Origin of the sequence: Proteiniphilum acetatigenes DSM 18083 (assembly GCF_000380985.1) — a bacterium.
Lineage (GTDB): Bacteria > Bacteroidota > Bacteroidia > Bacteroidales > Dysgonomonadaceae > Proteiniphilum > Proteiniphilum acetatigenes.
The window spans coordinates 224,493-249,088 of the sequence record NZ_KB905694.1 but is presented as its reverse complement, the minus strand read 5'-3'; the positions used below and the strand labels follow the sequence as shown (position 1 = coordinate 249,088).

22 protein-coding genes are annotated in these 24,596 nt (G+C 43.6%); 14 read left to right on the top strand and 8 right to left on the bottom strand.

Annotation, left to right across the window (positions count from 1 at the left end; translation table 11 throughout):
- Position 1: 1 nt before the first annotated feature.
- The 4 genes from F597_RS0105315 to F597_RS0105300 form a co-directional block, all read right to left on the bottom strand.
- Positions 2-3,406 carry a TonB-dependent receptor gene (locus tag F597_RS0105315; RefSeq protein ID WP_019538684.1) on the bottom strand — a complete coding sequence of 1,135 codons (3,405 nt, stop codon included), beginning with the start codon at positions 3,404-3,406 and terminating at the stop codon, positions 2-4.
- 157 nt (positions 3,407-3,563) lie between these two features.
- A complete protein-coding gene (locus tag F597_RS0105310; RefSeq protein ID WP_019538683.1) occupies positions 3,564-4,541 on the bottom strand; it encodes a FecR family protein in 978 nt (325 codons plus the stop codon).
- A gap of 100 nt (positions 4,542-4,641) precedes the next feature.
- The gene (locus F597_RS20185; RefSeq protein WP_044060053.1) at positions 4,642-5,175 is read right to left on the bottom strand and encodes an RNA polymerase sigma-70 factor; all 534 of its coding nucleotides are present in this window, start codon (positions 5,173-5,175) and stop codon (positions 4,642-4,644) included.
- A gap of 72 nt (positions 5,176-5,247) precedes the next feature.
- Positions 5,248-6,264, bottom strand: coding sequence for an N-acetylmuramoyl-L-alanine amidase family protein (locus tag F597_RS0105300; protein ID WP_019538681.1), 1,017 nt, complete (start codon positions 6,262-6,264; stop codon positions 5,248-5,250).
- A gap of 304 nt (positions 6,265-6,568) precedes the next feature.
- Here F597_RS0105300 and metK point away from each other — a divergent pair, with 304 nt between their 5' ends.
- From metK to F597_RS20175, 7 genes are all read left to right on the top strand, one after another.
- The gene (gene metK, locus F597_RS0105295; RefSeq protein ID WP_026327156.1) at positions 6,569-7,873 is read left to right on the top strand and encodes a methionine adenosyltransferase; all 1,305 of its coding nucleotides are present in this window, start codon (positions 6,569-6,571) and stop codon (positions 7,871-7,873) included.
- A gap of 104 nt (positions 7,874-7,977) precedes the next feature.
- Complete coding sequence (locus F597_RS0105290) at positions 7,978-8,562, top strand: LOG family protein (protein ID WP_026327155.1); 585 nt, start codon at positions 7,978-7,980, stop codon at positions 8,560-8,562.
- Positions 8,563-8,588: 26 nt separating this feature from the next.
- Positions 8,589-9,479, top strand: a complete 891-nt coding sequence (locus F597_RS0105285) for a DUF4271 domain-containing protein (RefSeq protein WP_019538678.1) — start codon at positions 8,589-8,591, stop codon at positions 9,477-9,479.
- Positions 9,476-10,240, top strand: a complete 765-nt coding sequence (locus F597_RS0105280) for a uroporphyrinogen-III synthase (RefSeq protein ID WP_019538677.1) — start codon at positions 9,476-9,478, stop codon at positions 10,238-10,240. The genes F597_RS0105285 and F597_RS0105280 overlap by 4 nt, the downstream gene beginning before the upstream one ends.
- 83 nt (positions 10,241-10,323) lie before the next feature.
- Positions 10,324-10,725 (top strand): ribonuclease P protein component, encoded by a 402-nt coding sequence (gene rnpA / locus F597_RS0105275; protein ID WP_026327154.1) that lies wholly within the window; start codon positions 10,324-10,326, stop codon positions 10,723-10,725.
- Between the two features lie 5 nt (positions 10,726-10,730).
- Positions 10,731-10,994, top strand: a complete 264-nt coding sequence (yidD, locus tag F597_RS20180) for a membrane protein insertion efficiency factor YidD (protein WP_044060086.1) — start codon at positions 10,731-10,733, stop codon at positions 10,992-10,994.
- Positions 10,995-10,997: 3 nt separating this feature from the next.
- Positions 10,998-11,699, top strand: coding sequence for a TatD family hydrolase (locus F597_RS20175; protein WP_019538674.1), 702 nt, complete (start codon positions 10,998-11,000; stop codon positions 11,697-11,699).
- 4 nt (positions 11,700-11,703) lie between these two features.
- Here the strand turns inward: F597_RS20175 and F597_RS0105265 are convergent, their stop codons facing one another.
- Complete coding sequence (locus F597_RS0105265) at positions 11,704-12,336, bottom strand: ribonuclease H1 domain-containing protein (protein WP_026327153.1); 633 nt, start codon at positions 12,334-12,336, stop codon at positions 11,704-11,706.
- A 10-nt stretch (positions 12,337-12,346) separates the two neighbouring features.
- Positions 12,347-12,772: a hypothetical protein gene (locus F597_RS20170; protein WP_019538672.1), complete on the bottom strand. Its 426-nt coding sequence runs from the start codon at positions 12,770-12,772 to the stop codon at positions 12,347-12,349.
- Between the two features lie 207 nt (positions 12,773-12,979).
- Between F597_RS20170 and F597_RS0105255 the strand changes: the two genes are divergently transcribed.
- Together F597_RS0105255 and F597_RS0105250 are read left to right on the top strand one after the other, a co-directional pair.
- Complete coding sequence (locus tag F597_RS0105255) at positions 12,980-14,149, top strand: C1 family peptidase (RefSeq protein ID WP_019538671.1); 1,170 nt, start codon at positions 12,980-12,982, stop codon at positions 14,147-14,149.
- 18 nt (positions 14,150-14,167) lie between these two features.
- Positions 14,168-15,466 (top strand): UDP-N-acetylmuramoyl-tripeptide--D-alanyl-D-alanine ligase, encoded by a 1,299-nt coding sequence (locus tag F597_RS0105250; RefSeq protein ID WP_019538670.1) that lies wholly within the window; start codon positions 14,168-14,170, stop codon positions 15,464-15,466.
- Between the two features lie 3 nt (positions 15,467-15,469).
- Here the strand turns inward: F597_RS0105250 and F597_RS0105245 are convergent, their stop codons facing one another.
- Complete coding sequence (locus F597_RS0105245; RefSeq protein WP_019538669.1) at positions 15,470-16,603, bottom strand: metallophosphoesterase; 1,134 nt, start codon at positions 16,601-16,603, stop codon at positions 15,470-15,472.
- Positions 16,604-16,922: 319 nt separating this feature from the next.
- Here F597_RS0105245 and F597_RS0105240 point away from each other — a divergent pair, with 319 nt between their 5' ends.
- The 5 genes from F597_RS0105240 to rfbB all read left to right on the top strand — a co-directional run bounded on the left by F597_RS0105240 (position 16,923) and on the right by rfbB (position 23,081).
- On the top strand, positions 16,923-19,391 hold the full coding sequence (locus tag F597_RS0105240) for a TonB-dependent receptor (RefSeq protein WP_019538668.1): 2,469 nt from the start codon (positions 16,923-16,925) through the stop codon (positions 19,389-19,391).
- 73 nt (positions 19,392-19,464) lie between these two features.
- A complete protein-coding gene (trmD, locus tag F597_RS0105235; RefSeq protein WP_019538667.1) occupies positions 19,465-20,139 on the top strand; it encodes a tRNA (guanosine(37)-N1)-methyltransferase TrmD in 675 nt (224 codons plus the stop codon).
- A 223-nt stretch (positions 20,140-20,362) separates the two neighbouring features.
- Positions 20,363-21,232: a glucose-1-phosphate thymidylyltransferase RfbA gene (gene rfbA, locus F597_RS0105230; protein ID WP_019538666.1), complete on the top strand. Its 870-nt coding sequence runs from the start codon at positions 20,363-20,365 to the stop codon at positions 21,230-21,232.
- Positions 21,233-21,319: 87 nt separating this feature from the next.
- Complete coding sequence (gene rfbC, locus F597_RS0105225) at positions 21,320-21,868, top strand: dTDP-4-dehydrorhamnose 3,5-epimerase (RefSeq protein WP_019538665.1); 549 nt, start codon at positions 21,320-21,322, stop codon at positions 21,866-21,868.
- Between the two features lie 166 nt (positions 21,869-22,034).
- Entirely contained in the window at positions 22,035-23,081 is a 1,047-nt protein-coding gene (gene rfbB, locus F597_RS0105220; protein ID WP_019538664.1) for a dTDP-glucose 4,6-dehydratase, read from the top strand.
- On the opposite strand, the gene F597_RS0105215 is transcribed toward rfbB, so the two are convergent.
- Positions 23,078-24,460, bottom strand: a complete 1,383-nt coding sequence (locus F597_RS0105215; RefSeq protein ID WP_019538663.1) for a tyrosine phenol-lyase — start codon at positions 24,458-24,460, stop codon at positions 23,078-23,080. The genes rfbB and F597_RS0105215 overlap by 4 nt on opposite strands.
- Positions 24,461-24,596: the final 136 nt, after the last annotated feature.

Sequence of the window (24,596 nt, the reverse complement as noted above, 5' to 3'; positions counted from 1 at the left end):
TTTAAAATTTGATATCCAGACCAAAAGAGAATGTTTTTTGTTGCGGGTAAGAGGCTCTGTCGCGTTCTACTTCAGGATCAAAACCATTATAACCTGTTATTGTGAGCAAATTCTGTCCTGTGAAGAAAACTCGCGCATTCAGTCTATTTGTATTAAAAAGTCTCGTAATGTCATAGCCTAGTGTCAGGTTTTTAAGACGCAAGTACGACGCTTTTTCGAAATGAGGCGCTCCGAATGCATCGTAACTATTGACTTCGCCGCTCGGCATAGTCGCATCCAGATTGTCCGAACCCCAGCGATTTTGGATCTCCCGCAGATAATTATAATTATCCCTTAGCATCTGTGTCCCATAACTGCCATAGACGCCATGTTCCACATGAGTGGAAGGCCACCTGTATGCTCCGACCGACGCATAAAGGAAAAGATTCAGATCAAATCCCTTGTATTTGAATTCATTGTTAAATCCCATCGTGAACTTGGGAGCATGGGTACCGATATACACTACGTCAGCCTGGTCAATTTTGCCATCGGGTTTTCCCGTAAGATTGCCCTCTTCGTCCAAACCGTTTACATCTTTGTACTTTTGTTGTCCGGGTAACAGGCCGGGCATATGAGGTGTTTCTTCACCCGGTTGCTTTATTCCGTCGGGGATAAGTGCATACAAGGCCGTGAGAGGTGCGTCCTCTTTCTCATAAGGCCTTAGTATTACTTTCGGGTCTCTTTCTTTCCACCTATCCCGGTAAGAGGTATAGGTAAGGGTTGATTCCCAGTAAAGAGGCCCTTCCAGATTGATCGTATTCAACGTTACTTCAACACCGGAACTGCGCGTTTTCCCTATATTCCAGGGGATATTGCCTATAATGGATGTATGAGGTAATGCCCGGTAACTGAGCAAGTCTTTTATTTCTTTGTAAAATATGTCTATGCTTCCGTTTATTCTGTTGCGGAAAAATCCGTAATCTACTCCGAAATTGGCTTCTGTTGTCGTTTCCCACTTCAGGTTGGGATTCCCGAATTTACCTAAATTTACTCCGCGCTTTTCACTGTCGCCAAAGTAATAATTCCTACCCTCAAATTGGTAATATTCGGATGCCGCACCATTGCCTATATTCTCATTACCTACTTGTCCCACACTGACTCTCAGTTTAGCATCGGACAACCAATCAATATTGTGGAGAAAGTCTTCATTGATAGCACGCCAGGCAAAAGCCCCTGACGGGAAAAAAGCATAACGGTTGTTTTCCCCGAAACGGTCGCTGCCGTCGATACGTCCCGTAAATGTAAATAAATATTTATCGGAAAGGGAGTATTGAACACGCCCGAAGTAAGATGCCAGTACGTGTTTTGATTTGGATGAACTCACCACCGGCCTTCTTTCCCCTGCCTGTAATCTATACCATGAAATGGCATCGGAGGTAAATCCCATAGCCCGTGCGTACGCGTCTTCATAATTCATTACCTGATAGGAGTAACCTCCCATCGCGATGAATTTATGTTTGTCGTTTAGTGTTTGTTGGAAGTTGACAACAGCATCGGCTGAGTAATCTTCCCTATATGCCGAGTTGATGTTGGCATCACCTCCGATCTGACTGCCATAACGCGTTGTCATTGGGTAATAGGCTTGCCGGAGTCCGTCTCGGATATCGGTGCCGCCTGATAATTTTATCCAAAGTATATCTTGTATGATATGAAAATTAGTGTAAGCTGTTGCTAAAAAACGTTTTGTCTTTGTCTTATCCTGCATGTCGAGATAAGAAAGCGGATGATTCAACAATGCCTGATTGGGATCTTCTATCCATGCTCCGGTAGAGGGATTCCTTTCGGCTTTGACAAGAGGACTGTAGTTTAAAGCCGATTCGATTATTCCGGCGGCAGCATCGCGTCCACCACCCAATGCTGCATTATTTTCCGTAGCATATGAGCCAAGGGCCGATATCCCATAATCCCACCATTTGACTATCTTATGGTCGAGATTATAACGAAGGCTGTACCTGCTGTAACCTGATGTCTTTATAACCCCTTCCTGATCGAAAACGTTGAACGATACAAGCGATTTAATGTCATCATTTCCGTAGGTAATTGTAAGGTTGTGCTGATTGACTTTCCCTGTACGGGTAATCAGGTCATACCAGTTGGTGCCTACTCCGGCAGCGCGGATCTCTTCTTCCGTATATTTAGGATAATAAGGGCTTACGTTGGAAGGATCGGTGTTGCCATAAGGAAATATTGTATTGGCCATCAGATACAGTTCTTTATTATAGCGTTCCTGCTCTCTCATGAATTCACTTCCGTTCAGCAATTCGGGTCTTTTGATGATCTGCTGTATGGAAGTACTCATATTATACTCAACCTGTGTTTGTTTCGTTCCGCGTTTAGTTGTAATAAGGACAACCCCATTGGCACCTCTTGCACCATAGATAGCGGTAGCTGAGGCATCTTTCAGTATTTCTATGGAGGCAATGTCGTTCGGATTGATATCGCTAAGAGGGCTGCGGTTTCCCGCACTCCATTGTGTTCCACTACCGGGAGAAATGCCATCGTTCACGATAGGAAAGCCGTCAATTACATAGAGCGGTTGATTTCCTGCTCCTGTCGATGCTGCCCCACGGATAAGTACTTCTATTCCACCTCCGGGTTGGGCGCTTGTTTGTGAAACGGTAAGCCCGGCTGCGCGTCCCATCAGCATTTCGGAGAAATCAGGAGAAGAGGATTTTACCAGATCATCAGGTTTGACGGATACGATGGAGGCATTTATATCACTTCGTCTCATGGTTCCGTATCCAATGACAACAATTTCATCCAGAAGCCTTTCATCCTCTTCCAGGACTATATTTATTGTGTTCATGTTACCGGTATTCACACGCTTGGTCTTATAGCCTACATAAGAAACAATAAGAGTGGTTTTTTCAGGTACTTTAATCGTAAATTTCCCGTCTATATCGGTAACAGTTCCTCTGGAAGAGTTTACTTCCATGACGGAAACGCCAATGAGTGGTTCGCCTGCATTGTCGGTTATTTTTCCATTGATTTCTTTTTCTTCAACATCCTGCTGCATAGAATGTGATGCTCTATCCGTTTGGGAGACTGACAAAATTATTATTCGTTTGTCTTGTATCCTAAATGTGGTTTTTGTATCTTTGAGCACTTCGGAGAGCACTTTATCGAGAGATTGATCCTTTACTTGAATGGATATCTTTTGTGTTACATCGATAGTAGAAGCATTGAATGCGATAGTAAGCCCTGTTTGTTTTTCAATTTCTTCAAAAATGTCGGCTATTGTTGCATTGGTCTTTTGAATGCTTACAGACTGTGTCTGTGCCGAAATATTCAGGGGTATGGATAAGCATAATAACAAGACAAGATGATAAATGGAAAAAGTTTTCCGTTTTGATATTATTTTTTTCATTATGAGATTTATTTTTAAAATTTGTCGTTAAATACATTTTTTACAATTGCTTTGACGTATATTGGATGTATTTGCGATTTCAAACCGGAAAGTGACCTGCAAGTACAACTTTCCGGTTCTTTTTTTTCATGGGCTTTTGTTTTTTGCCTGTTTTTTATTAATAGATATATATATTATCTCCTTCTATCCTGTAGTTGAATTTGTTAATCAATAATTGTATTGTTTTGAATATCTCATAAAGAGATTCGTCAGGGGCGAATTTTACAGTAAGTTTTTCACCTTTGATTTCTTTATAATTAGCATATATCCTGACATCATATTTGCGTTGAATTTCCTGCATGATGTCCTCTATATCTGCATTCTGAAAAGATAAATATCCCTTTTCCCAGGCCAATTCAAGTTCCAGCTTAGCCTGCCGTATGAATGTCTTTCCGGTTTCCCTGTCAAGTACAATCTGCTGCAAGGGTTCAAGGATAAAGTTTTCTTCGGAGTTTTTCATGTCTATTCTTACCTTTCCGTCCACTAAAGTCGTTATGGTCTCGCTGTTCTCGACGTAAGAAGAGACATTGAATATAGTTCCCAAAGCTTCTATATTCATATCGTTGGTTTTTACGATAAAGGGTCTTTTTTTGTCATGGCTGACTGTAAATTTAGCTTCTCCGCTTAAAAAAACCTCTCTTCTTTTCGCCGTAAAATTGCGTGGATACACAATAATCGAACCGTAATTCATTGTTACTGACGAACCGTCAGGTAGATCTATTGTCCGGAGATTGGCATTGGGGGTAAAATATTCGACAAATTCCACGGATTGGTTTTCCGAGTTTTTCACGTACAAATAAGCTGCCAGCCCCGTTATGATAGGAATTAAGAGAACTGCGGCAATGCGTATTAATTTAGGAGTTGCTCTCAACCTCTGTTTTCTTTTGTCAACACCAAAACGGGCAATCACTTTATTGAATGAGTTCTTTGTTGATGAATCGGCTATCGACTCAATACCGTTCCACTGTTCAACCAAGGCTTTCTCTTTCTCTGACTCGGATGACGGTGATAATAACCATCGATAGAATTTCTTTTTTGTTTCTGCCGGATGATCACCTTCAAAAAATAATTGTACTATTTGCCTGATTTTTGACATGGATTCTCCCTTCTTTATAAATGATAACTTGAAAAATTTGATTCACACCTAATGAAATAAGATTTTTTTGTTTTTTTTAACTAAGGACTGGGGGATAATATTATTGTAGATGAGAGGCTATGATGACAAATAAAAACGGGAAAGCTGTAATTATCTTTTTTATTCTTTTTAAAGCCAAGTTTAAATGATTCTCTACGGTTTTTTTTGAAATATTCAGGTTCTTTGCGATTTCATCGTTAGTAAGACCATCTATTCGACTCATTTCATACACTTTCTTCCTTTGTGGAGGCATTCCGTTAACGGTTAATTCGATAAGTAATTCCAGTTCTTTGGCATCCATCTCTTCTTCAATTGAATAACCTTCCCTTAGTTTAACGTTATCAATAAGGCTTTCTTCTTTATATTTTTGGGTGATATAATCTAAAGCGGCATTACGGGCAATCCTATAAATATATGCATCCCTGTATTCGATATACATGATCTTATCGAAGTTTTCCCATATTTTCACAAATACATCTTGAGTTAATTCCTCAGCTATTGCAGAGGATTTGATAAAGCGGGTTATGAAACATTTTACTTTCGGAAAATATTTCATGAATATATGTTTGTATTGTATTAGCTTATTCTCGTTCAAAACTCTTTATAGGTTGATTTATCGTAAACAAAGATATCAGTTTAGTCTGGAGATAACAAAGAATCCGGGATTTCACCGGACCGATTTCTTGTAATCTTCAATAAACGCTTGTGCCATCCAATTGGCCAATGCCTGGCGGTTATTGCTTGAAAGGATACGCCGGCGGTCAAATTCGTTTTGGATATTTCCTGTTTCCACCAAAATGGAGGGTGGTTTCAGATGACGCAACATATAGAGGTTGCGTTGTTCTACAAATCCCCCGAACCCCCGGCCTGGCTGGTGTGTGTCATATTTTACACGGAACAGGTCCCGCATTGTCGTCGCCAGTAATTTGGAATGTTTGTCACTGGAATGATAGAAAAACACATCAATACGTTTTCCCTTGTTGCGGCTGTCCACATGGATATCAATAGCCCGAATGTATTTGAATTTCCCTTTATCCCTCTCGTACAACTCGTTTACTTTGTCTACTCGTTGTTTTAGCCGATCGAGTTGGTTTCTGGGAATTGGTTCGCCCATACATGTTTCGTTGGAACTGTTGTTCAGGTACATTTCATCGCGAATGCCATCGTTCGGATCCTGGATGATCACATATACCGTGGCACCGTCCATCATCAGGTTGCGGGCAAGTCGTAAAGCCATATCGTATGCATATTCATCTTCATGCAACACCCTATTGCCTACCCGGGCAATAGCCCCCGGGTCGGGCCCTCCGTGCCCGCTGATGATATAAAAACAAGCATCTTTCAATCGATCGGACTGCAGTGTGATCTCGCTTAGTTTTTCTCCAAAAATGGCAGGATCGGTTCCACCGCTTGCTGTTTCTTCGGAAGGCGGGTACTCATCGCCCGGATGGAGGGGTGGGATCAGGTATACCGTACCCAATTCCAGTCCACCCTGAGCATTGAACCTATCGGCATTCAGTTCCATAAATTCCCGCACATAGGCATCGCCGATCCTGTTCCATCGTCGCAGGAAAGAAAGCACTCCGTCACCTTCTACGGGGTAGGCCATATCTTGTGCCGTTAATGGTAGAACTCCTGAAAATAATACCCATATAATAACGGTGCGAAAAAAATAAATCTTCATACGTAAAAAACGTCATTTCATCCCGTAACAGAAAAATAGCAACGGGAGGCGTGAAATTAACCTGTTCGGATTGTCACCAAAAATAGCTAATTTATTTCTCTTTCTCTCTTATAGAAAGAACCGATAATACATTTTAACCTTTATTCGAAACCATCAGCCTATTTTATTATTACCTTTGCGGGCGACAGAATGAATGTGGACAGATTTGAACTGCTTGCAACCACAGAAAAAAATGCTAAAACGCTTTACTGCATTTTCCTTTCTCTTCATTGCTTCAGTTCTTCTAATTTTTATCAGTTTAAGAATGAATTATTTTTTTACCTCCGAGTCGGTGTCGGAAGGGCACCCCGATAAAGTAGCCGATCAGATATCGGATGCTTTGCTTGATGAGTTTTTAGCATACGACCGTGATTCTAAAGTAGCGTGCGAAACCCTGGTGACAACCGGACAGGTTGTATTGGCCGGCGAAGTAAAATCAAATACATATGTCGATGTGGCCGAAGTAGCACGTGAAGTGATCGCCGGGATCGGTTATACCAAAAGCGAATATCGTTTCGAAGCGCTCTCATGTGGCGTTTTTTCCAGTATACATGAACAGTCGGACGACATCAACCGGGGGGTGGATCAGAAGGCCGATCCTATGGATCAGGGAGCCGGCGACCAGGGAATGATGTTCGGTTATGCTACCGACGAGACTGAAAATTATATGCCCCTGCCTATCGATCTGAGCCATGCTTTGTTGCAGGAACTGGCCAATATCAGGAAAAATGAACCTGAGCTGATGCCTTACTTGCGTCCTGATGCCAAATCGCAGGTGACGATTGAGTACAATGAAGAGGGGGTTCCCCAGCGTATCGATACTATTGTGATCTCGACACAGCACGATGAGTTTGAAAAGCCGAAAAATAATACCAAAGAAGCGGCGCTTGAAGCCGACAGAAGGATGCAATCGCGTATCAGGTCAGATATCAAATCAATCCTTATACCGCGGGTACAGGCTCAGTACAGGAAGAGAAAAGATGTGCACAAACTATTTGACGGTGATATCACCTATCATGTGAATCCGACGGGGAAATTTGTGATTGGCGGTCCGCATGGGGATACCGGATTAACAGGCCGGAAAATTATTGTAGATACATACGGTGGAAAAGCTCCACATGGAGGTGGCGCTTTCTCGGGAAAGGATCCTTCAAAAGTGGACCGTTCGGCAGCCTATGCAGTGCGGCATATCGCCAAGAATATGGTGGCGGCGGGTGTTGCCCAGGAGATGCTGATTCAGGTATCTTATGCCATCGGCGTGGCTGAACCGATGAATATCTACGTCAATACCTTTGGAAAAAGCAATGTAAGTCTTTCAGATGCAGAGATCGCAAAAAAGATTGGAATGTTGTTCGATTTGCGTCCGAAAGCCATTGAACAGCGATTGAAACTGCGCAACCCGATTTACCGGGAAACAGCGTCGTATGGACATATGGGGCGCGAGCCAAAAGTAGTGAAAAAGGTGTTCAATTCACGTTATATGCCGAAACCGGTACGGGTGGAAGTAGAACTGTTTACTTGGGAGAAGTTGGATTATGTAGACAAGATTAAAAAGGAGTTTGGTCTGTAGAAGGACTGGGTGACAAGGTGGCTGGGAGACTGGGGAGACGAGAGGTTGTAGGATTTGGGATGTTTGATTTTGAACCTGAAATTTTGAATTTTGAATTTGAAAAGATGGAAAACAGAAACAGGGAAGTAGTGGTTTATTGTGCCTCCAGTGCGGAAATCGACCCGCTCTATTTTGATGCTGCTTCGAAATTGGGGGCGTTATTTGCGGAGAATGGCATCACCTGTATCAATGGGGCCGGAAAACAAGGGCTGATGGGGGCTTTGAATGATGCCGTGCTGAAAAACGGGGGCAGGGTGAAAGGTATTATCCCGCAATTCATGGTCGATGCCGGTTGGGGACACGCCCACCTTACCGAAACAATTATCACCGAAACCATCCACGAGCGAAAGGCTGCCATGGTGAAATCGGCCGATGCGGTAATCGCTCTCCCTGGTGGAGTAGGGACGTTGGAAGAGTTGGCAGAGATCATCACCTGGAGACAGTTGGGTTTATACCAAAAACCGGTTATTGTTTTAAATATCAACAACTACTACCAGCCGTTGCTCTCGTTTTTGGAGAAGATGATCAGTGAAAAGTTCATGAAGGAGGTTTATCGGGAGTTGTGGCAGGTGGCGAGCACTCCCCAAGAGGCTGTTGCTCTTATCGGGGCTATTCCCGACTGGAGTTATGATTACACTAAGTACGACTAACCAATGACCGCATTGCACTGAAAGGGATGATACTGGTTTCAGATACTATTCGCGACACTCTTCCTTATTATTTGAAGGCTGAAGTAGAGCAGGTTGTCCCGGAGTCATGGCCGATGACTTTCGGACAGTATGATCTTTTTCCCACTGACAGTACCCGGCTTTTCTTCAATTTTGAAGAGGGGACAACCCTCTCCATGCAGTTATTACCGGGTGGAACCATGGGTGTGCCACTGCCTTTTTCTCCCTGGATACACTCTGTTTTCTTTCTTCTCTTTCTTTTTAGCTTTATGTTATTCGCTTTCATTTTTCGATGGGAAGGAACAGCACTGAAAAGTAATTTTAAGAGTGTATTTTCTCCCGGAAAGCCTGTTTCATCCGTACATAAAAGCCAGGTAACCAAAACAGAGGCATGGGGGGAATTCTATCTGCTCCTTCAGACTATCCTGATTTTCTCTATTCTGATTTTTTCATGGCTGTGGAGCCAGGGATTTTCTCTGTTTTCCACCAAAACGCAGGTGCTTGGTTTTATTGGAATTTTTGTGAGCCTTGCTCTGTTAGTTTATCTGAAAATTACGGGTTACCGATTGATCGGCACTTTCTTTTTACAGAACGAGATGAAGGGTTGGTCTACTTTCTATTCCCGGATGATGGAGATACTCGGAATTGTTTTCTTTCTCCCTGTCGTTTTTTATGTTTATTTACACGAAGTTAGAAATATTATACTGATAGGCCTTATTGTACTTTTTTTTATCAGTCGCCTGGTCATTTACATTGAGTTATTAAATATTTTTGTTAAAAATAAGATCAGCCCTTTCTATTTTTTTGTCTATCTTTGCGGGATTGAAATTGCACCTTATTTACTATTGTATAAAGGGGTGCTTTTTGCTATAACTATTGCAGGAGATAACATTATATGAACGCGCGGAAAGTAAAGAAAATTCTCATATCACAACCTAAACCGAGTAGCGAGAAATCGCCCTATTACGAAATAGCGGAAAAGTTTCATGTAGATATGCACTTCTACCCTTTGATTAAAGTGGAGAGGGTCTCGTTGAAAGAATTCCGTCAGCAACGCATCAATATATTGGATTTTACGGCGGTCATTTTCACAGCAAGAACAGCGGTCGATAAGTTTTTCTCGATTTGTGAAGAGATGAAGATTGTAATTCCTGAAACGATGAAATATTTTTGTATTTCGGAGACTGTTGCACTCTATCTGCAGAAGTATATTGTCTACAGGAAACGGAAGATATTTTTTAGTCAGACCGGTAAGATCGACGGATTAAATAATGCTTTTACCAAACATGGGAAAGAAAAATTTCTTTTTCCTGTTCCGGAAGAACATAATGATGAAGTGACTAATTTCCTTGATCAGAAGAAGATAAACTATACCAAGAGTGTGATGTATAGGACGGTAAGTAATGAATTCGATAAAGATGAGAAGTTCGATTACGATATGGTTATCTTCTTCAGTCCGTTAGGAATACAATCCTTATTGAAGAATTTCCCCGACTTTAAACAGGGAGACATAGCCATAGGATGCTTTGGTAATGCTACGGCGAGAGCGGTGATAGATGCAGGTCTGAGACTCGATTGTGAAGCTCCGCAACCCGATTATCCTTCCATGACTGCCGCATTGGAAGCTTTTCTGAAAGAAAACCACAAACATTACGCTTGATTTTTTTTCGAATCTGTAACGATTGATTCCAAAAACAATTATCTTTGTCGATGTAATTGCTTTCGGAGGATTGCATGTATTATATGGAACAACGCTTCAGGTTTACAAAGAAAGAGCGGGTAACAGGCGAAAAAAGAATTGAAGCCCTCTTTGCACAGGGGCGATCTTTTATGTCGTACCCCTTTCGGGTAGTATATCTGGAGACGATGCAAAACAGGACGATACCGCTGTCGATACTTATTTCCATTCCTAAGAAGAGGATTAAGTCAGCAGTTGACCGTAATCGGATGAAGCGGCTTACGAGAGAAGCCTATCGGCTCAATAAGCATCTGTTTCTCTCCCGGAAAGCGGAAGAAAACAAACATTTGGATGTGGCATTTATTTGTGTGGCAGATAAGCCCTGTGATTATGCTACTGTTGAGAAGGGGATGCTGAAAGCCATAAAAGAATTGAATTACCGGATTGAGGAAAGTAAACAGTGCTGAAAATAATCAAGAACGTGCTGACGTGGATTTTACTTCTGCCGGTCTATTTCTACCGGGCTGTTATTTCTCCGCTTACACCGCCGAGTTGCCGTTATACGCCTACCTGTTCTCAATATACAATAGAGGCGCTTAAAAAACATGGACCTTTTAGAGGTTTCTATTTGTCTGTCAAGCGTATTATCAGTTGTAACCCCTGGGGAGGATCCGGATATGATCCCGTGCCTGATCCTAAGCCGAAAAAGCGAAAGCCGAAAGCAGAGGTCAATTAAAATATGGAATTTTACGACGTACATACCCATCAAATCTTTATTGAGGATAGCGATGATCCTTATCACTCGTGTATCTTCGATGTCTATCCCCTTGAATTTGAAGTAGCCAAAGAATCCTATTCACGTCACGCTTTTTCGTGCGGCATCCATCCCTGGTACTCGGAAGAGAGCGATAACCAGATGGCCTATCTGTCCGAAATTGCATCTAATCCTCGTATCATTGCTATAGGGGAAACCGGCCTGGATAGATTAAAAGGGCCTTCATTCGACCTGCAGATACCTGTTTTTAAAAAACATATCGAACTCTCCGAAAAATTGTCGAAGCCGGTAATTATTCACTGCGTAAAGGCGTGGGAAGAGTTGATACGGGTCAGAAGAGAGGTGAAGCCTACCCAGCCATGGATTATTCATGGTTACCGGAGTAAACCGGAACTTACCGAACAGCTTGTAAAAGAAGGATTTCTTTTTTCCATAGGAGACAATATCAATGTGGATTCCATGCAGATGATTCCCCTCGATTCCCTATTCTGTGAGACTGATGAAGGTGAGATGCCTATTCGTCAGGTCTATCTGCAAACTTCCCGTGCGTTGAATATGAATATAGAGGAATTTGCCGAAAGGGTCGCCGGGAATGTGCGCCGGATATTTCCCACACTTCAACCCCCTAAACCTTATTATCCCGACGAAGAAGAAGCCGAGGACTGAAATATTATTTTCTTCCGAAATCAGCAGGAATCTCACCCCATAATTTTGTTTCCCATTTAAGGATCGGGTTGGGATAGCTATTGGATCGAAGCCAGGCCTCCGCACGCTCGATCAGGTCAAAGATCGGTCTGTTTGCGGTAGTTTGCTCTAATTTGGTGTTGCATTTTTTGTTTTTCACCCATTTGATGGCATTTACACTATCGGAATAAATGGGGATAGTACTTCCTTTCTGTTTGAGCAGTGCCAGTGCATGTACAATGGCGAGGAATTCACCGATATTGTTTGTTCCCTCTGCCATTGGACCCATGTGAAAGATCTCTGTCCTATCCGCCACAAATACTCCGCGATATTCCATTAAACCCGGGTTTCCGCTGCAGGCAGCATCGACTGCAATACTTTCCGGAAAGAATTTTTCTACAGGCTTGGATGCTGTACCTGAAGCCGGCTTTTTTCGCTGTTGGGGCTGCAGAGACTTCCATGGGTTTCCCGAGAAAGCCTTTTCTGCTTCTTCAAGAGTAGAAAACGATTTGTAGAGGGCGTTCTCGAAACCGGAAACCTGTGCTTTGCAATCATCCCAGGAGTTATAAATCCCTGGTTTTACGCCTTTCCAAACGACATAGAACTTCTTTTTCGCCATCAACCCCGCCTTACATAGATTCAAGGATATAGGGAGTTAACTCCTCTTCCAGATCCGTACTGTTGGGCTTCTCCTCTATCATAATGATGCTGTCCACGATAAATTTGGTGTAACCCCGCCAGGGTAAGGTGCCGAAATACTCTTTGTAATGCAACTGAACATTCTTGCCGCTGGATATCATCAGTTGTTCTGCAATTTTTTTGTCTTCTACCGAGAATTCAAACTGATTCGACTGTAAACCACCCGGTTTGTCGGCCCGGAATCCCGACTGGATCAGTTTACCCTCGTAGGTTTTAAAGATAACTCCCTTGTAAACAAGATAGTTCAACTCCCCCGATTTTACCCCCGTTCCAAATACATAATAGAAACGTACATAAATGAAAATTCCGAGAGCAACTATCAATATTCCGAGGAACCACAATAGTCCCTTACGCATTCTTTTTTTTGTAGGCTTTAAATCATCCATATCAAAACAATTTATTTGAGTCCGTAAAGATACCTCTTTTTTGACTTTTTATGGAAATCGTTGTACAAAAAACAGCAGTAATTCTCCGATTTATGGTATATTTGTGCTTCGCACGTTATTAGCACTTCATACGTTATTTATTTCATGTAACAACTGATAAAAAATAGAACTATTATTATGAGCAGATTGATTGCGGTCTTTATTCTTCTTTTGGCAACATTAGCCATTTCGGCACAGAGTGCATATAACTTTTCAGTGATAAAAGAAAATCCTATTACACCGGTAAAGAATCAGGCCAGTTCAGGAACTTGCTGGAGTTTTTCGGGTATAGGAATGTTAGAGTCGGAACTGATCCGTATGGGGAAGGGGGAATTTGATCTCTCTGAAATGTATATCGTACGTAGAAATTATGAAGACAAGGCGCAAAAATATGCACGTCTGCATGGCAATCTCAATTTTGCAGCGGGGGGATCTTTTGCTGATGTGGTGGAGACCATCAATGAATATGGAATAATGCCGGAGGATGCATACCAGGGACTCAATTACGGTTCTGAAACACATAATCACGGTGAGCTTGATAAAGTACTGAAAGGATATATGGATGGAATTATAGGTGCACGGAGCCTCTCTCCTGTCTGGTCCGACGCATTTTCGGGAATACTGGATACTTATCTCGGCCCTTTACCCGAAACATTTACCTATCAGGGTAAACAATATACTCCGCATACCTTTAAGGAGTTTCTTGGCCTCAGGCAAGAGGATTATATTTCGTTGACTTCCTTTACGCACCACCCTTTCTACAAGCCTTTTGCAATTGAGGTGCCCGATAACTGGCGCTGGGCTAATTCTTATAATCTTCCTATTGATGAATTGATGGAAGTGATGGAGAACGCGATTATGAAGGGATACACCATTGCGTGGGCCTCCGATGTGAGTGAAGCTGGTTTTTCACGTGAAGGGATTGCTATTATACCCGACGAAAATGCTACTGAGAATGCAGGCACTGATCAGGCCAAGTGGCTCGGTCTCTCTATCCGCGAACGGGATGCCAATCTGAGAGCCCGCGTCGGAACGGAAGTGCTTGCGGAAAAAAAGATCACCCAGGAGATGAGGCAGGAGTCTTTCGATAACTATCAGACTACCGATGATCATGGTATGCAAATCTACGGTATTGCTAAAGATCAGAATGGAAACAAGTTCTATATGGTGAAAAATTCATGGGGTGAAACCGGTCCTTACAAAGGTCTTTGGTATGCCTCAGATCCGTTCGTGCGCTACAAGACTTTGAGTATTGTCTTGCATCGGGATGCCATCCCTGCACCGATTGCAGCAAAATTGGGTTTATAGATCATTAGCTTAAGCTATATGGAAACCGCAGCACTATACAATCTGTTCCTTCAATATCCTTCCGTCACTACCGATTCGCGGATATGTCCCAAGGATTCTATCTTTTTTGCCTTGAAAGGAGAAAGATTTAATGGAAACCTGTTCGCCGAAAAAGCGATCGAAGCAGGATGCGCTTATGCCGTTGTAGATGAGGAACCGGAGAGAGAAAACGACAGGATCATTCTGGTAAAGGATGTATTGCTTTCTCTTCAGAAGCTGGCCAATTGGCACCGGAAGAAGTTGAAAATTCCTATTGTCGGCATTACGGGGACAAATGGAAAAACAACTACCAAAGAACTGATCGCCGTAGCCCTGTCGAAAGAATTTAAAATAGCTTATACCCAGGGAAACCTGAATAATCATATTGGTGTTCCCCTTACATTATTATCCATGAATAAATCGCATGAGATAGGCGTAGTGGAAATGGGAGCCAGTCACCCGGGAGATATCAGGGAGCTCTGTGAAATTGCCGAACCCAACTATGGAATTATCACCAATGTAGGAAAGGCGCATATGGAGGGATTTGGAAGCTTCGAGAATCTGGTCGGTACCAAATGCGAATTATATGATTTTATCCGCGAGCGAGGCGGAAAAGTGTTTGTGAATAAAGATAACCAGATCCTGTACGAGCGGTCAGAAGGTATGAACAGGATACTTTACGGCAAGAATGATCCGTCGCTCTTTGCTTCGGGTACGATTGCCAATGCCACTCCATTCCTCGAATTCGACTGGAGCTTTTTCGATAGCCCTTACCGTGTCAAGACCCGACTGGTAGGTGAATTCAACTTCGATAATGCCATTGCGGCGGTTGCAGTCTGCAAATTCTTCGGAATCAATGCCGAGCGCATCAGTGCTGCGCTGGAAGAATATGAGCCTACAAACCATCGTTCCCAGTTCAAGCGTACTGAAAAAAATGACCTCATCATCGACGCCTATAATGCAAACCCCACCAGTATGAGGGCTGCATTGGAATTCTTCTCTTCCATCCCTTCATCGTTATCTAAAATGGTGATACTGGGAGAGATGAAAGAGTTGGGAGAGAGTAGTGATGAAGAGCACGAGAAGATAGTACGGTTTTTGCGGGAACAGCCCTATGAGAAGGTTTATCTGGTGGGTTCAATTTTCAGCAAGTGGATCGCGGTGAATGATACTTTCCGGTTGTTTGACGATGTGGAGGAATTAACAGAGACGCTGAAAAAGGAGCCTGTCTCCAATCGCTATATTCTGTTGAAAGGTTCCCACTCCGTCCATTTGGAAAAAGCGGTCGAATGCCTGTAAAGATTATTGCCGGAATTTTACAGTCAGCATCACCATTTCCGAGACCGTACCGATGCGGTATTGCGGGCCGACGAGCCCGATACCGGAAGTCACATAGATATGTGTGTTACCTTTTTTCTTGTAACCATGAGCAACCTCAAAAACAAACTCCGTTGCTATGTTTCCTGGAAAGACCTGCCCGTGGTGTGTATGTCCGTAAAGTGCGATATCTGCTCCCGCATCCGCTTCCTCAGCGAGATCGTCCGGCGTATGATTCAGTACGATCACCGGTTTCGACATCTCTACTGACTGGTCGGCAAGTATTTTCTTCAGGGGTTTCCTCGTGGGGACAACCTTGTCTTCACGTCCTACCACGTAAAGATTGCTATCTATCAGTACGGCCGAATCGCGCAATATAGTGATCCCCAGGTTATTCAATAATGCGATTTTCTCTTCCGAATCGTAGCGGTATTCGTGATTGCCCGTACAGGAGAATACCCCTAAAGGAGCGTGCAAACGCAGCAGTTCATCACCCATCCGTTGTTGCAGTATCGGTTCGATATGGGCATCGATAATATCTCCTACGAACAGGATCAAATCGGGCTGCTGTGCCATGATCAGGTCTACAAACCGTTTTGTGTGCTGCCTGTTGATCATGTATCCCAAATGCAGGTCACCGATTACCGCAATCCTTAGGGAATCCGTTTGTCCTGCCGGTTTATGGATAGTTACGGGCACCTGTTGTACTACCGGATGCATAAATTGGTATCGACCATGGGTCATAATGCCTGCAACAATCAGTATTGTAACGAGATAGGTCGTTATTTTGAAACGCTGTGATTGTTCCCTTATACGCCATGGCTTGTGTGATATTCTTTGGCGTATAGCATTAACCAGGTCGATTATCAGCCATATGCCGCCACTGTATAAAAGGAACAACATCCAACTGGTACCCATTACCCGGATAAACTGGGTAACGGCTTCCGGCAGATGGCGGTAAAAAATAAAACCAATGGAATAGACCAGCAGTTCCGTTCCGAAAACGACAATCATTATGATGCGTGCCGCTTTTTTTCCTTCAAAGGCATTCCACCCTTTCAGAAAAACCAAAATATTGAGTGTAAGATGTATGATAAAAGCATTGATCAGCGCGCGCATGTCCGGAGAATTTTGAAGACGATTTTTTGAACGACTATTTTTAATGAATCGATAGTCACAAAGGACTTGCAATAGTACAACAAAAGTTGAAATAGTGAAATGCTTTTCAGGAATAATTTTACACTCTGATGTTTAAATATGCAAAAATCAAATCTAAACAAAAAGCGGATTACTAAATTTTCGTAACAATCGCTGTTTTATTCGGTACCCTTCAATTAAATGCGTACTTTAGCGGCTTATAAATAAAACCACTTGGAACATCGATGAGACGTGCGTAGTAAACGTTCCAAATGCCGAAATGAAAAAATAAAGTAATCGTATGAGACAAACATTTGTTTTACTGTTGAGTATCCTGTTCTCAACAACATTATGGGCTGAGTCCGTTACAGTGAGAGGAAAATTGATATCGGCATCCGATCAGAACGGACTACCTTACGCTACCATTTCGGTAGCCCGTGAAGCGGCTCCCGTCACTGCGGTAAAAAAACTGGCAACACAGGAGAACGGTACGTTCTCTACCACACTCGATCCCGGAAAATATATCTTTACTTTCTATTTTGTGGGAATGGATCAGGTGGAAAAACCGGTAGAGATCGGCTCATCACAAAAATCGGTTGATATGGGTGAAATTGAGATGACAGAGAGTTCTACCGAACTCGATGAGATCAGTGTAACTGCCCAGGCGCCTTTGGTGAAGGTGGAGATCGACAAATTGACCTATAACGCCAAGGACGATCCGGAATCATCTACTTCCAGTGTGCTCGACTTGCTGCGTAAAGTGCCGCTTGTTACGGTGGACGGAGAGGATGAAATTCAACTGAAAGGCTCCACTAATTTTAAGATATATCTGAATGGAAAACCCTCGAATATGATTACCTCGAACCCGTCACAGGTGTTGAAAAGTATGCCTGCCAACAGTGTGAAAGATGTGGAGGTTATCACTGATCCCGGTGCCAAGTATGATGCAGAAGGGATAGGAGGGATTATCAATATTGTTACCGACAAACGTGCAGATGACGGCTATTCCGGTTCTGTGGGCGTCAATGGCGATACTTTTGGCGGTTATGGCGGAAATGCATATCTGGCTACCAAGTACAACAAATTCGGGTTTACAGGAAATGCCGGATATTACAATTTCAGACGTCCGGCATCCGAATCTTCTTTCTATCGTGAAGAGACCGATCCGGCAAATATTTTGTCGCTCAACGGAACCAATAAAGGTAAGGGCGGTGGATTGTATCTGAGCGGTGCGCTCAGTTATGAACCCGATACGTTGAACCTGTTCAATCTGTCGGTGTCCCGGTTTGGGGGAGAATACAATTCTATTGGTGTCCAGAATGCAATTTCGGAAGGCGCACGTCTGCACTCCTATGATACCCGGACGAATAGTACCTCACAATATGGAGGAATGAATTTGTCTGCCGATTATCAGAGAAACTTCAAAAGAAAAGGGGAGATGTTAACGGTTTCTTATCGTTTCGAACGTAATCCCAACGACAGTGAATATGAGAGTGAATATGATAATGTGACAGATGAGCAAGAGACGTTCTATTATCCCGACGGATACCGAATGAAAAGTGTAAACAATGCCGGTGGGAGTGAACATACTGGACAGGTCGACTATGTGAATCCACTCAACGGGAAACATAGTATTGAGACCGGATTGAAATATATTTTCAGGGATAATTCCAGTGAGGGTGATCATACTTTCTTTGATGTGGAAGAAGGTATATGGAAGCCCGATCTGAGCCGGAAAAATGACCTCGAACATCAGCAGAATATCACTTCAGGATATGCCGGTTATGGCTATAAAACAGGTAAGGTGGGAATGAAGGTCGGATTACGGGCTGAACATACCCAGCAGGATATCCATTTTATGAGCACTGCTCAGGATACGATTATCAAGACCAATTTCTTCGATCTCGTTCCCTCGGCTACCATCTCCTGGCAGTTGGGAATGACCCGTACACTGCGGGGTGGATACAATATGCGTATTTCCCGCCCGGGGATATGGGTGTTGAATCCTTACGTGAATGATGTCGATCCCAACAATATCAGTTATGGTAATCCACGCCTCGATGCGGAACAGCAACATAACTTCAATATCAACTACGGCTCTTTCTCCCAGAAGCTCAACTTCAATGCCACAGTCAGCTATTCATTTGCACAGAATGCGGTAACGAGTTACAGTTTTATCGAGAATGGAGTGACCCATAATACTTACGACAATATCGGCCGGAACCATACGGTGGGGACCAATGTGTATCTGAGTTGGACTCCCACTCAGATGATCCGTACCTATCTCAACGGGGGAATAAATTACACCGATATCCAGAGTACTGAAAACAGTGAATTAAGGAATAGCGGCTTTTCAGGACGTGCTTTCGGGGGGCTCACATTCACCTTTCCCAAAGATCTGAGGGTAGGTGTTAACGGAGGACTATTTTCGAGCCGCGTGCAGTTGCAGACCAAACAATCGCCCTTCTATCATTACAATTTTAATGTGATGAAAAGTCTTTTTAATAAAAAACTGGATGTCTCTCTTTATGCACAGAGTCTTTTTTCCAAATACAGGGAATTTTCTTCCACAACTACCGGGGACGGATTCACTCAAAAGAACAAATTCCTGAATCCTATGCGTAGCATTAACCTGAGTGTTACTTACCGGTTTGGTGATTTAAAATCTTCGATGAAAAGAGTACAGCGGACGATCAGTAATGATGATGTCATGCAGAACCAGGATGGAGGTTCTCAGGGAGGCAGTACTCCGACACAAGGAGGAAATTAATGAGCCTTGAGCCATGTCATTTCTTTTTCCCATTAAGATTGATTATCTTTACACCACATAATATCAATGGTGTATGAGAATTGATATCATTACCGTACTTCCGGGAATAATAGAAGGGGCGCTTCATACCAGTATCCTGAAACGGGCTCAGGAGAAAGGACTGGTTGAATTCGGACTGCATAACCTGCGTGATTATACGCTTGATAAGCATAAGCGGGTAGATGATTATCCGTTTGGCGGTGAGGCCGGCATGGTTATGCAGATAGAGCCTATCGACAGGGCTATCAGTTATCTGAAGTCGCAACGGGACTATGATGAAGTGATCTTCACTACCCCCGATGGGGAGCAATTTACCCAGTCCACCGCCAATGAGTTTTCTCTGAAAGAAAATATTATTATTCTTTGCGGACATTATAAGGGAGTTGATTACCGGGTAAGGGAACACCTTATCACGAAGGAGATATCCATCGGCGATTTTGTGTTGACGGGTGGCGAACTGGTTGCCGCCATGATTGCAGATGCTGTAGTCCGTGTTATTCCCGGAGCTATCGGTGATGAACAGTCTGCTTTATCCGACTCATTCCAGGATGGACTTCTGGCGCCGCCGGTGTATACCCGTCCTGCTGAATACAAAGGCTGGAAAGTGCCTGATGTGTTGCTGTCGGGACATGAGCGGAAAATAGAGGAATGGCGTCATGAACAGGCACTGGAACGCACCCGGAGATTGAGGCCGGATTTACTTCGATAGTTGTTCAGTTGATATTCGTGAAAATTTAGGATGCCGGATATCGGATTTAGGACGTAAATAATTCCCAAATCCCAATTCCCAAAACATTCGGTAGTTATTCTGTGTAAGCCAAATATTTTTTTACCTTTCGATAAGATAGGATGCGCTTCGGAAATCTTTTGATAGTAAACTCTCACGATTTCTCTCAGCTTTCACTATCTTTGTAGAAAAACTGGATTGATTTATGAAGGGAATCGTTTTAGCCGGAGGATCCGGTACAAGGTTATACCCTATTACGAAAGGAATATCGAAGCAATTACTTCCCATTTTCGATAAACCAATGGTCTATTATCCTATTTCTGCGCTGATGTTAGCCGGTATCAGGGATATTCTCATCATCTCCACTCCGCTTGATCTGCCCGGATTTCAACGGTTGCTCGGTGACGGATCCGACTATGGTGTTCATTTCAGTTATGCCGAGCAGCCTTCTCCGGACGGACTGGCGCAGGCATTTATTATCGGTGAGGAGTTTATCGGGGATGATGCCGTATGTTTGGTGCTGGGCGATAATATTTTCTACGGGCAGGGATTTCCCTCCATGTTGCGTAAAGCAGTGGAAGATGCTGAAAAAGAGGGGGTAGCTACCATATTCGGTTATAATGTGACTAATCCGCAACGTTATGGAGTGGCGGAATTAGATGAGGATGGTAAGGTGTTGAGCATCGAAGAGAAACCGTCTGAACCTAAGTCGAACTGGGCTGTTACAGGACTTTATTTTTATCCTAACCGGGTGGTGGATATCGCGAAGCAAGTCAAACCGTCGGCACGTGGAGAGTTGGAGATTACCTCTGTCAATCAGGCTTTCCTGAACGAACAACAGTTGCAGATGCTGCTCTTCGGCCGGGGATTTGCCTGGCTCGATACCGGGACCCACGATTCTCTCTCGGAAGCGTCTACTTTTATCGAGGTATTGGAGAAACGACAGGGGTTGAAGATATCTTGTCTCGAAGAGATCTCCTGGAGAAACGGCTGGATTACCGACGAGCAATTAAAGGAAATCGGGATGTCGATGAAAAATAACCCATACGGACAGTATTTGCTTAGATTGGTCTAGGTGGGAAAGGTTGTAAAGTGGAAAGGTTGTAAGAGATAAAGAATTAGTAATTGGTAATTATAATTGCTGATTCACTTAAATGTTCGTATGCATATTATACAGACTGAAATAGAGGGAGTTGTGATCGTTGAGCCGAAAGTGTTTGGCGATGAACGTGGCTATTTTTTTGAATCGTTTTCACAGAAAGAGTTTGAAGAGAAAGTATGTAAAACCGTTTTTGTACAGGACAACGAGAGCCTGTCGGGGTACGGGGTAGTGAGAGGGCTGCATTTTCAAAAACCTCCTTATGAACAGGCGAAACTGGTACGTGTGGTGAAAGGCAAAGTACTGGATGTAGTAGTGGATATCCGCAAGGACTCTCCTACCTACGGGCAACATCTATCGATAGAACTCTCTGAAGAGAACAAACGCCAGGTCTTTATTCCCTGCGGTTTTGCCCATGGTTATGCTGTGCTGGATAATGAGACAATCTTCCAGTATAAGTGTGATAATTATTATGCACCGGACTATGAAGGGGCAATCCTTTGGAACGATCCGCAACTCGGTATCGACTGGCATTTACCTCCCGAAGATATTATCCTTTCAGAAAAAGACCGGCAAAACCCACCATTTCAATTACTAATTACTAATTACTAATTACCGGTTGCTTATGGTCGATCTCCAATTTTTAATTTTAACTCCACTGATTTTCTGTCGTCACTCGGCAGAGTACAAGCAAGCTTGTTTCTGCCCTCATTCCTAAGAAAATTCAACTTTCAATTTAATATGTAAATACCCCGGATGGGGGAAGAGTAATTCAATCATGGCAAAAAAAAATATCCTGATTACAGGTGGAGCCGGCTTTATCGGATCCCATGTAGTACGATTGTTTGTTAATCAATATCCCGATTATCAGATCATCAACCTCGATAAGTTGACTTACGCGGGAAATCCTGCGAATCTGAAAGATGTGGAAGATAAGCCCAATTACAGGTTCCTGAAAGCCGATATCTGTGATTTTGAAAAGATAAAAGAGGTTTTCACCACCTTCAAAGTAACCGATGTGATCCATCTGGCTGCCGAAAGCCACGTAGATCGTTCCATTACCGATCCCTTCTCATTTGCGAAGACCAACGTGTTGGGTACCCTTAATCTGTTGCAGGCAGCGAAAGAAAGCTGGAAAGATGCCTATACGGATAAACTCTTTTATCATGTTTCTACCGATGAGGTATACGGTGCACTGGAGTTCGACGGTACCCTTTTCACAGAAGAGACCCGCTATGACCCGCATAGTCCCTATTCCGCATCAAAGGCTTCATCCGATCATTTTGTCCGGGCCTACCATGATACTTATGGTTTGCAAACCATTATCTCCAATTGTTCCAATAATTACGGACCCAATCAGTTTCCTGAGAAGCTGATCCCGCTGTTTATCCATAATATCCGTCAGAATAAACCGCTCCCTGTCTATGGTAAAGGGGAAAACGTAAGGGATTGGCTCTATGTAGAGGACCATGCGCGTGCCATCGACCTGATCTTCCACAAGGGAAAGGTAGGAGATACCTATAATATTGGTGGTTTCAACGAGTGGAAAAATATCGATCTGATCCGGGTAATTATCAAAACCGTAGATCGCTTGCTGGGACGGGAGGAAGGCACATCGGAAAAACTGATTACTTATGTTACCGACCGGGCAGGTCATGATTTGCGTTATGCTATCGATGCAACCAAAATCAAGGACGAACTCGGATGGGAGCCTTCTCTCCAGTTTGAAGAAGGTATCGAGAAAACCGTACAATGGTATATCGAAAATCAGGAGTGGCTCGATGACATTGCCAGTGGCGCCTATCAGGACGTCTGCGGTGATTAATCTATCTCTTCGAACCTGGCGGTGAAGAACCGTAGTTGTTTGGGTTCATATACAAAGCGAAGCCCTTTGATGCTTTCTTTTTTCTGATAGAGTGATTGAACGGCTTCTGCTACCAGATCCATATGTCGGTAAGTGTAGACACGGCGGGGAATAGTGAGTCGTACCGTCTCTAGTTTAGGCCGGTGATGTTCACCCGTATCTTTATTACGTCCGGCGGAGACTATACCCCGCTCCATGCTGCGTACGCCCGATTCCACATAAAGGTTGGCTGCGAGGCTCTGCGCCGGAAACTGATCCTGCGTGAGGTGCGGGCAGAAACGCCCGGCATCCAGAAACACAGCATGCCCGCCGGTGGGCTCGATCATCGGGATACCTGCCTCCCGCAGCCTGTCGCCCAGGTAGCGCACCTGTTTCACGCGATGTTCTATATATTCATACTGCAACGATTCTTTCAGGCCGATGGCCATTGCTTCCATATCGCGTCCGGCCATTCCTCCGTATGAGGGCATCCCTTCATATACTACCACCAGCTCCTTTGCCTCCGCGAAAAGATCGTCGTCATTCAAACATAAAAATCCGCCGATGTTCACTAAGCAATCCTTCTTGCCACTCATGGTACATCCGTCGGCATAACTGAACATCTCCCGTACGATCTCTTTGATGGATATGTCGCTATAACCATTCTCCTGCTCCTTGATGAAAAAAGCATTCTCCACACAACGGGTAGCATCATAAAACAGTTTGATACCATAACGGGAGGTCAACTTCCGTACCTCTTTCATATTTTTCATGGATACCGGTTGACCGCCGGCCAGGTTGACCGTTACGGCAAGACATACATAGGCGATATTTTCAGCCCCTTTTTCGTCGATCAGTTTTTGCAGTTTAGTCAGATCGATATCTCCTTTAAACGGGATGTTCAGCGAAGCATCATGTGCTTCGTCGCGGATGACATCGATAAAGATCCCGCCGTTGCGTTCCTGATGATAACGGGTAGTGGTGAAGTACATGTTACCAGGCACATATTGTCCCGGTTTGATGGCGATCTGCGACAGCAGGTTTTCCGCTCCTCTTCCCTGGTGAGTCGGGACTACGTGCCTGAATCCGAATATATCCTGCACCGTCTCTTCGAGATGACGGAAATTACGACTGCCGGCATAGGCTTCATCACCCATCATCATGCCGGCCCATTGACGGTCGCTCATAGCATTCGTGCCACTATCGGTGAGCAGATCGATATATACATCGTCGCTTGGAATAAGGAACGTGTTAAACCCTGCTTCTCTGATCACTTTTTCCCGTTCTTCACGCGGGATCATTTTAACAGGCTCTATCGATTTGATACGGAAAGGCTCTGCCGGATAGCTGATTAGATTCATACTAGTGTCTTTTTGATGGTTTTTCCTTTACAAATATAATGAAAGCCTAAAGAAAAACCAAGCTTGCTTGAGTTTTTTTGAGGCGCATCTTATATTCTTTAAATGTAGTGAAAGCCGAGAGGAATGCCAAATCTAT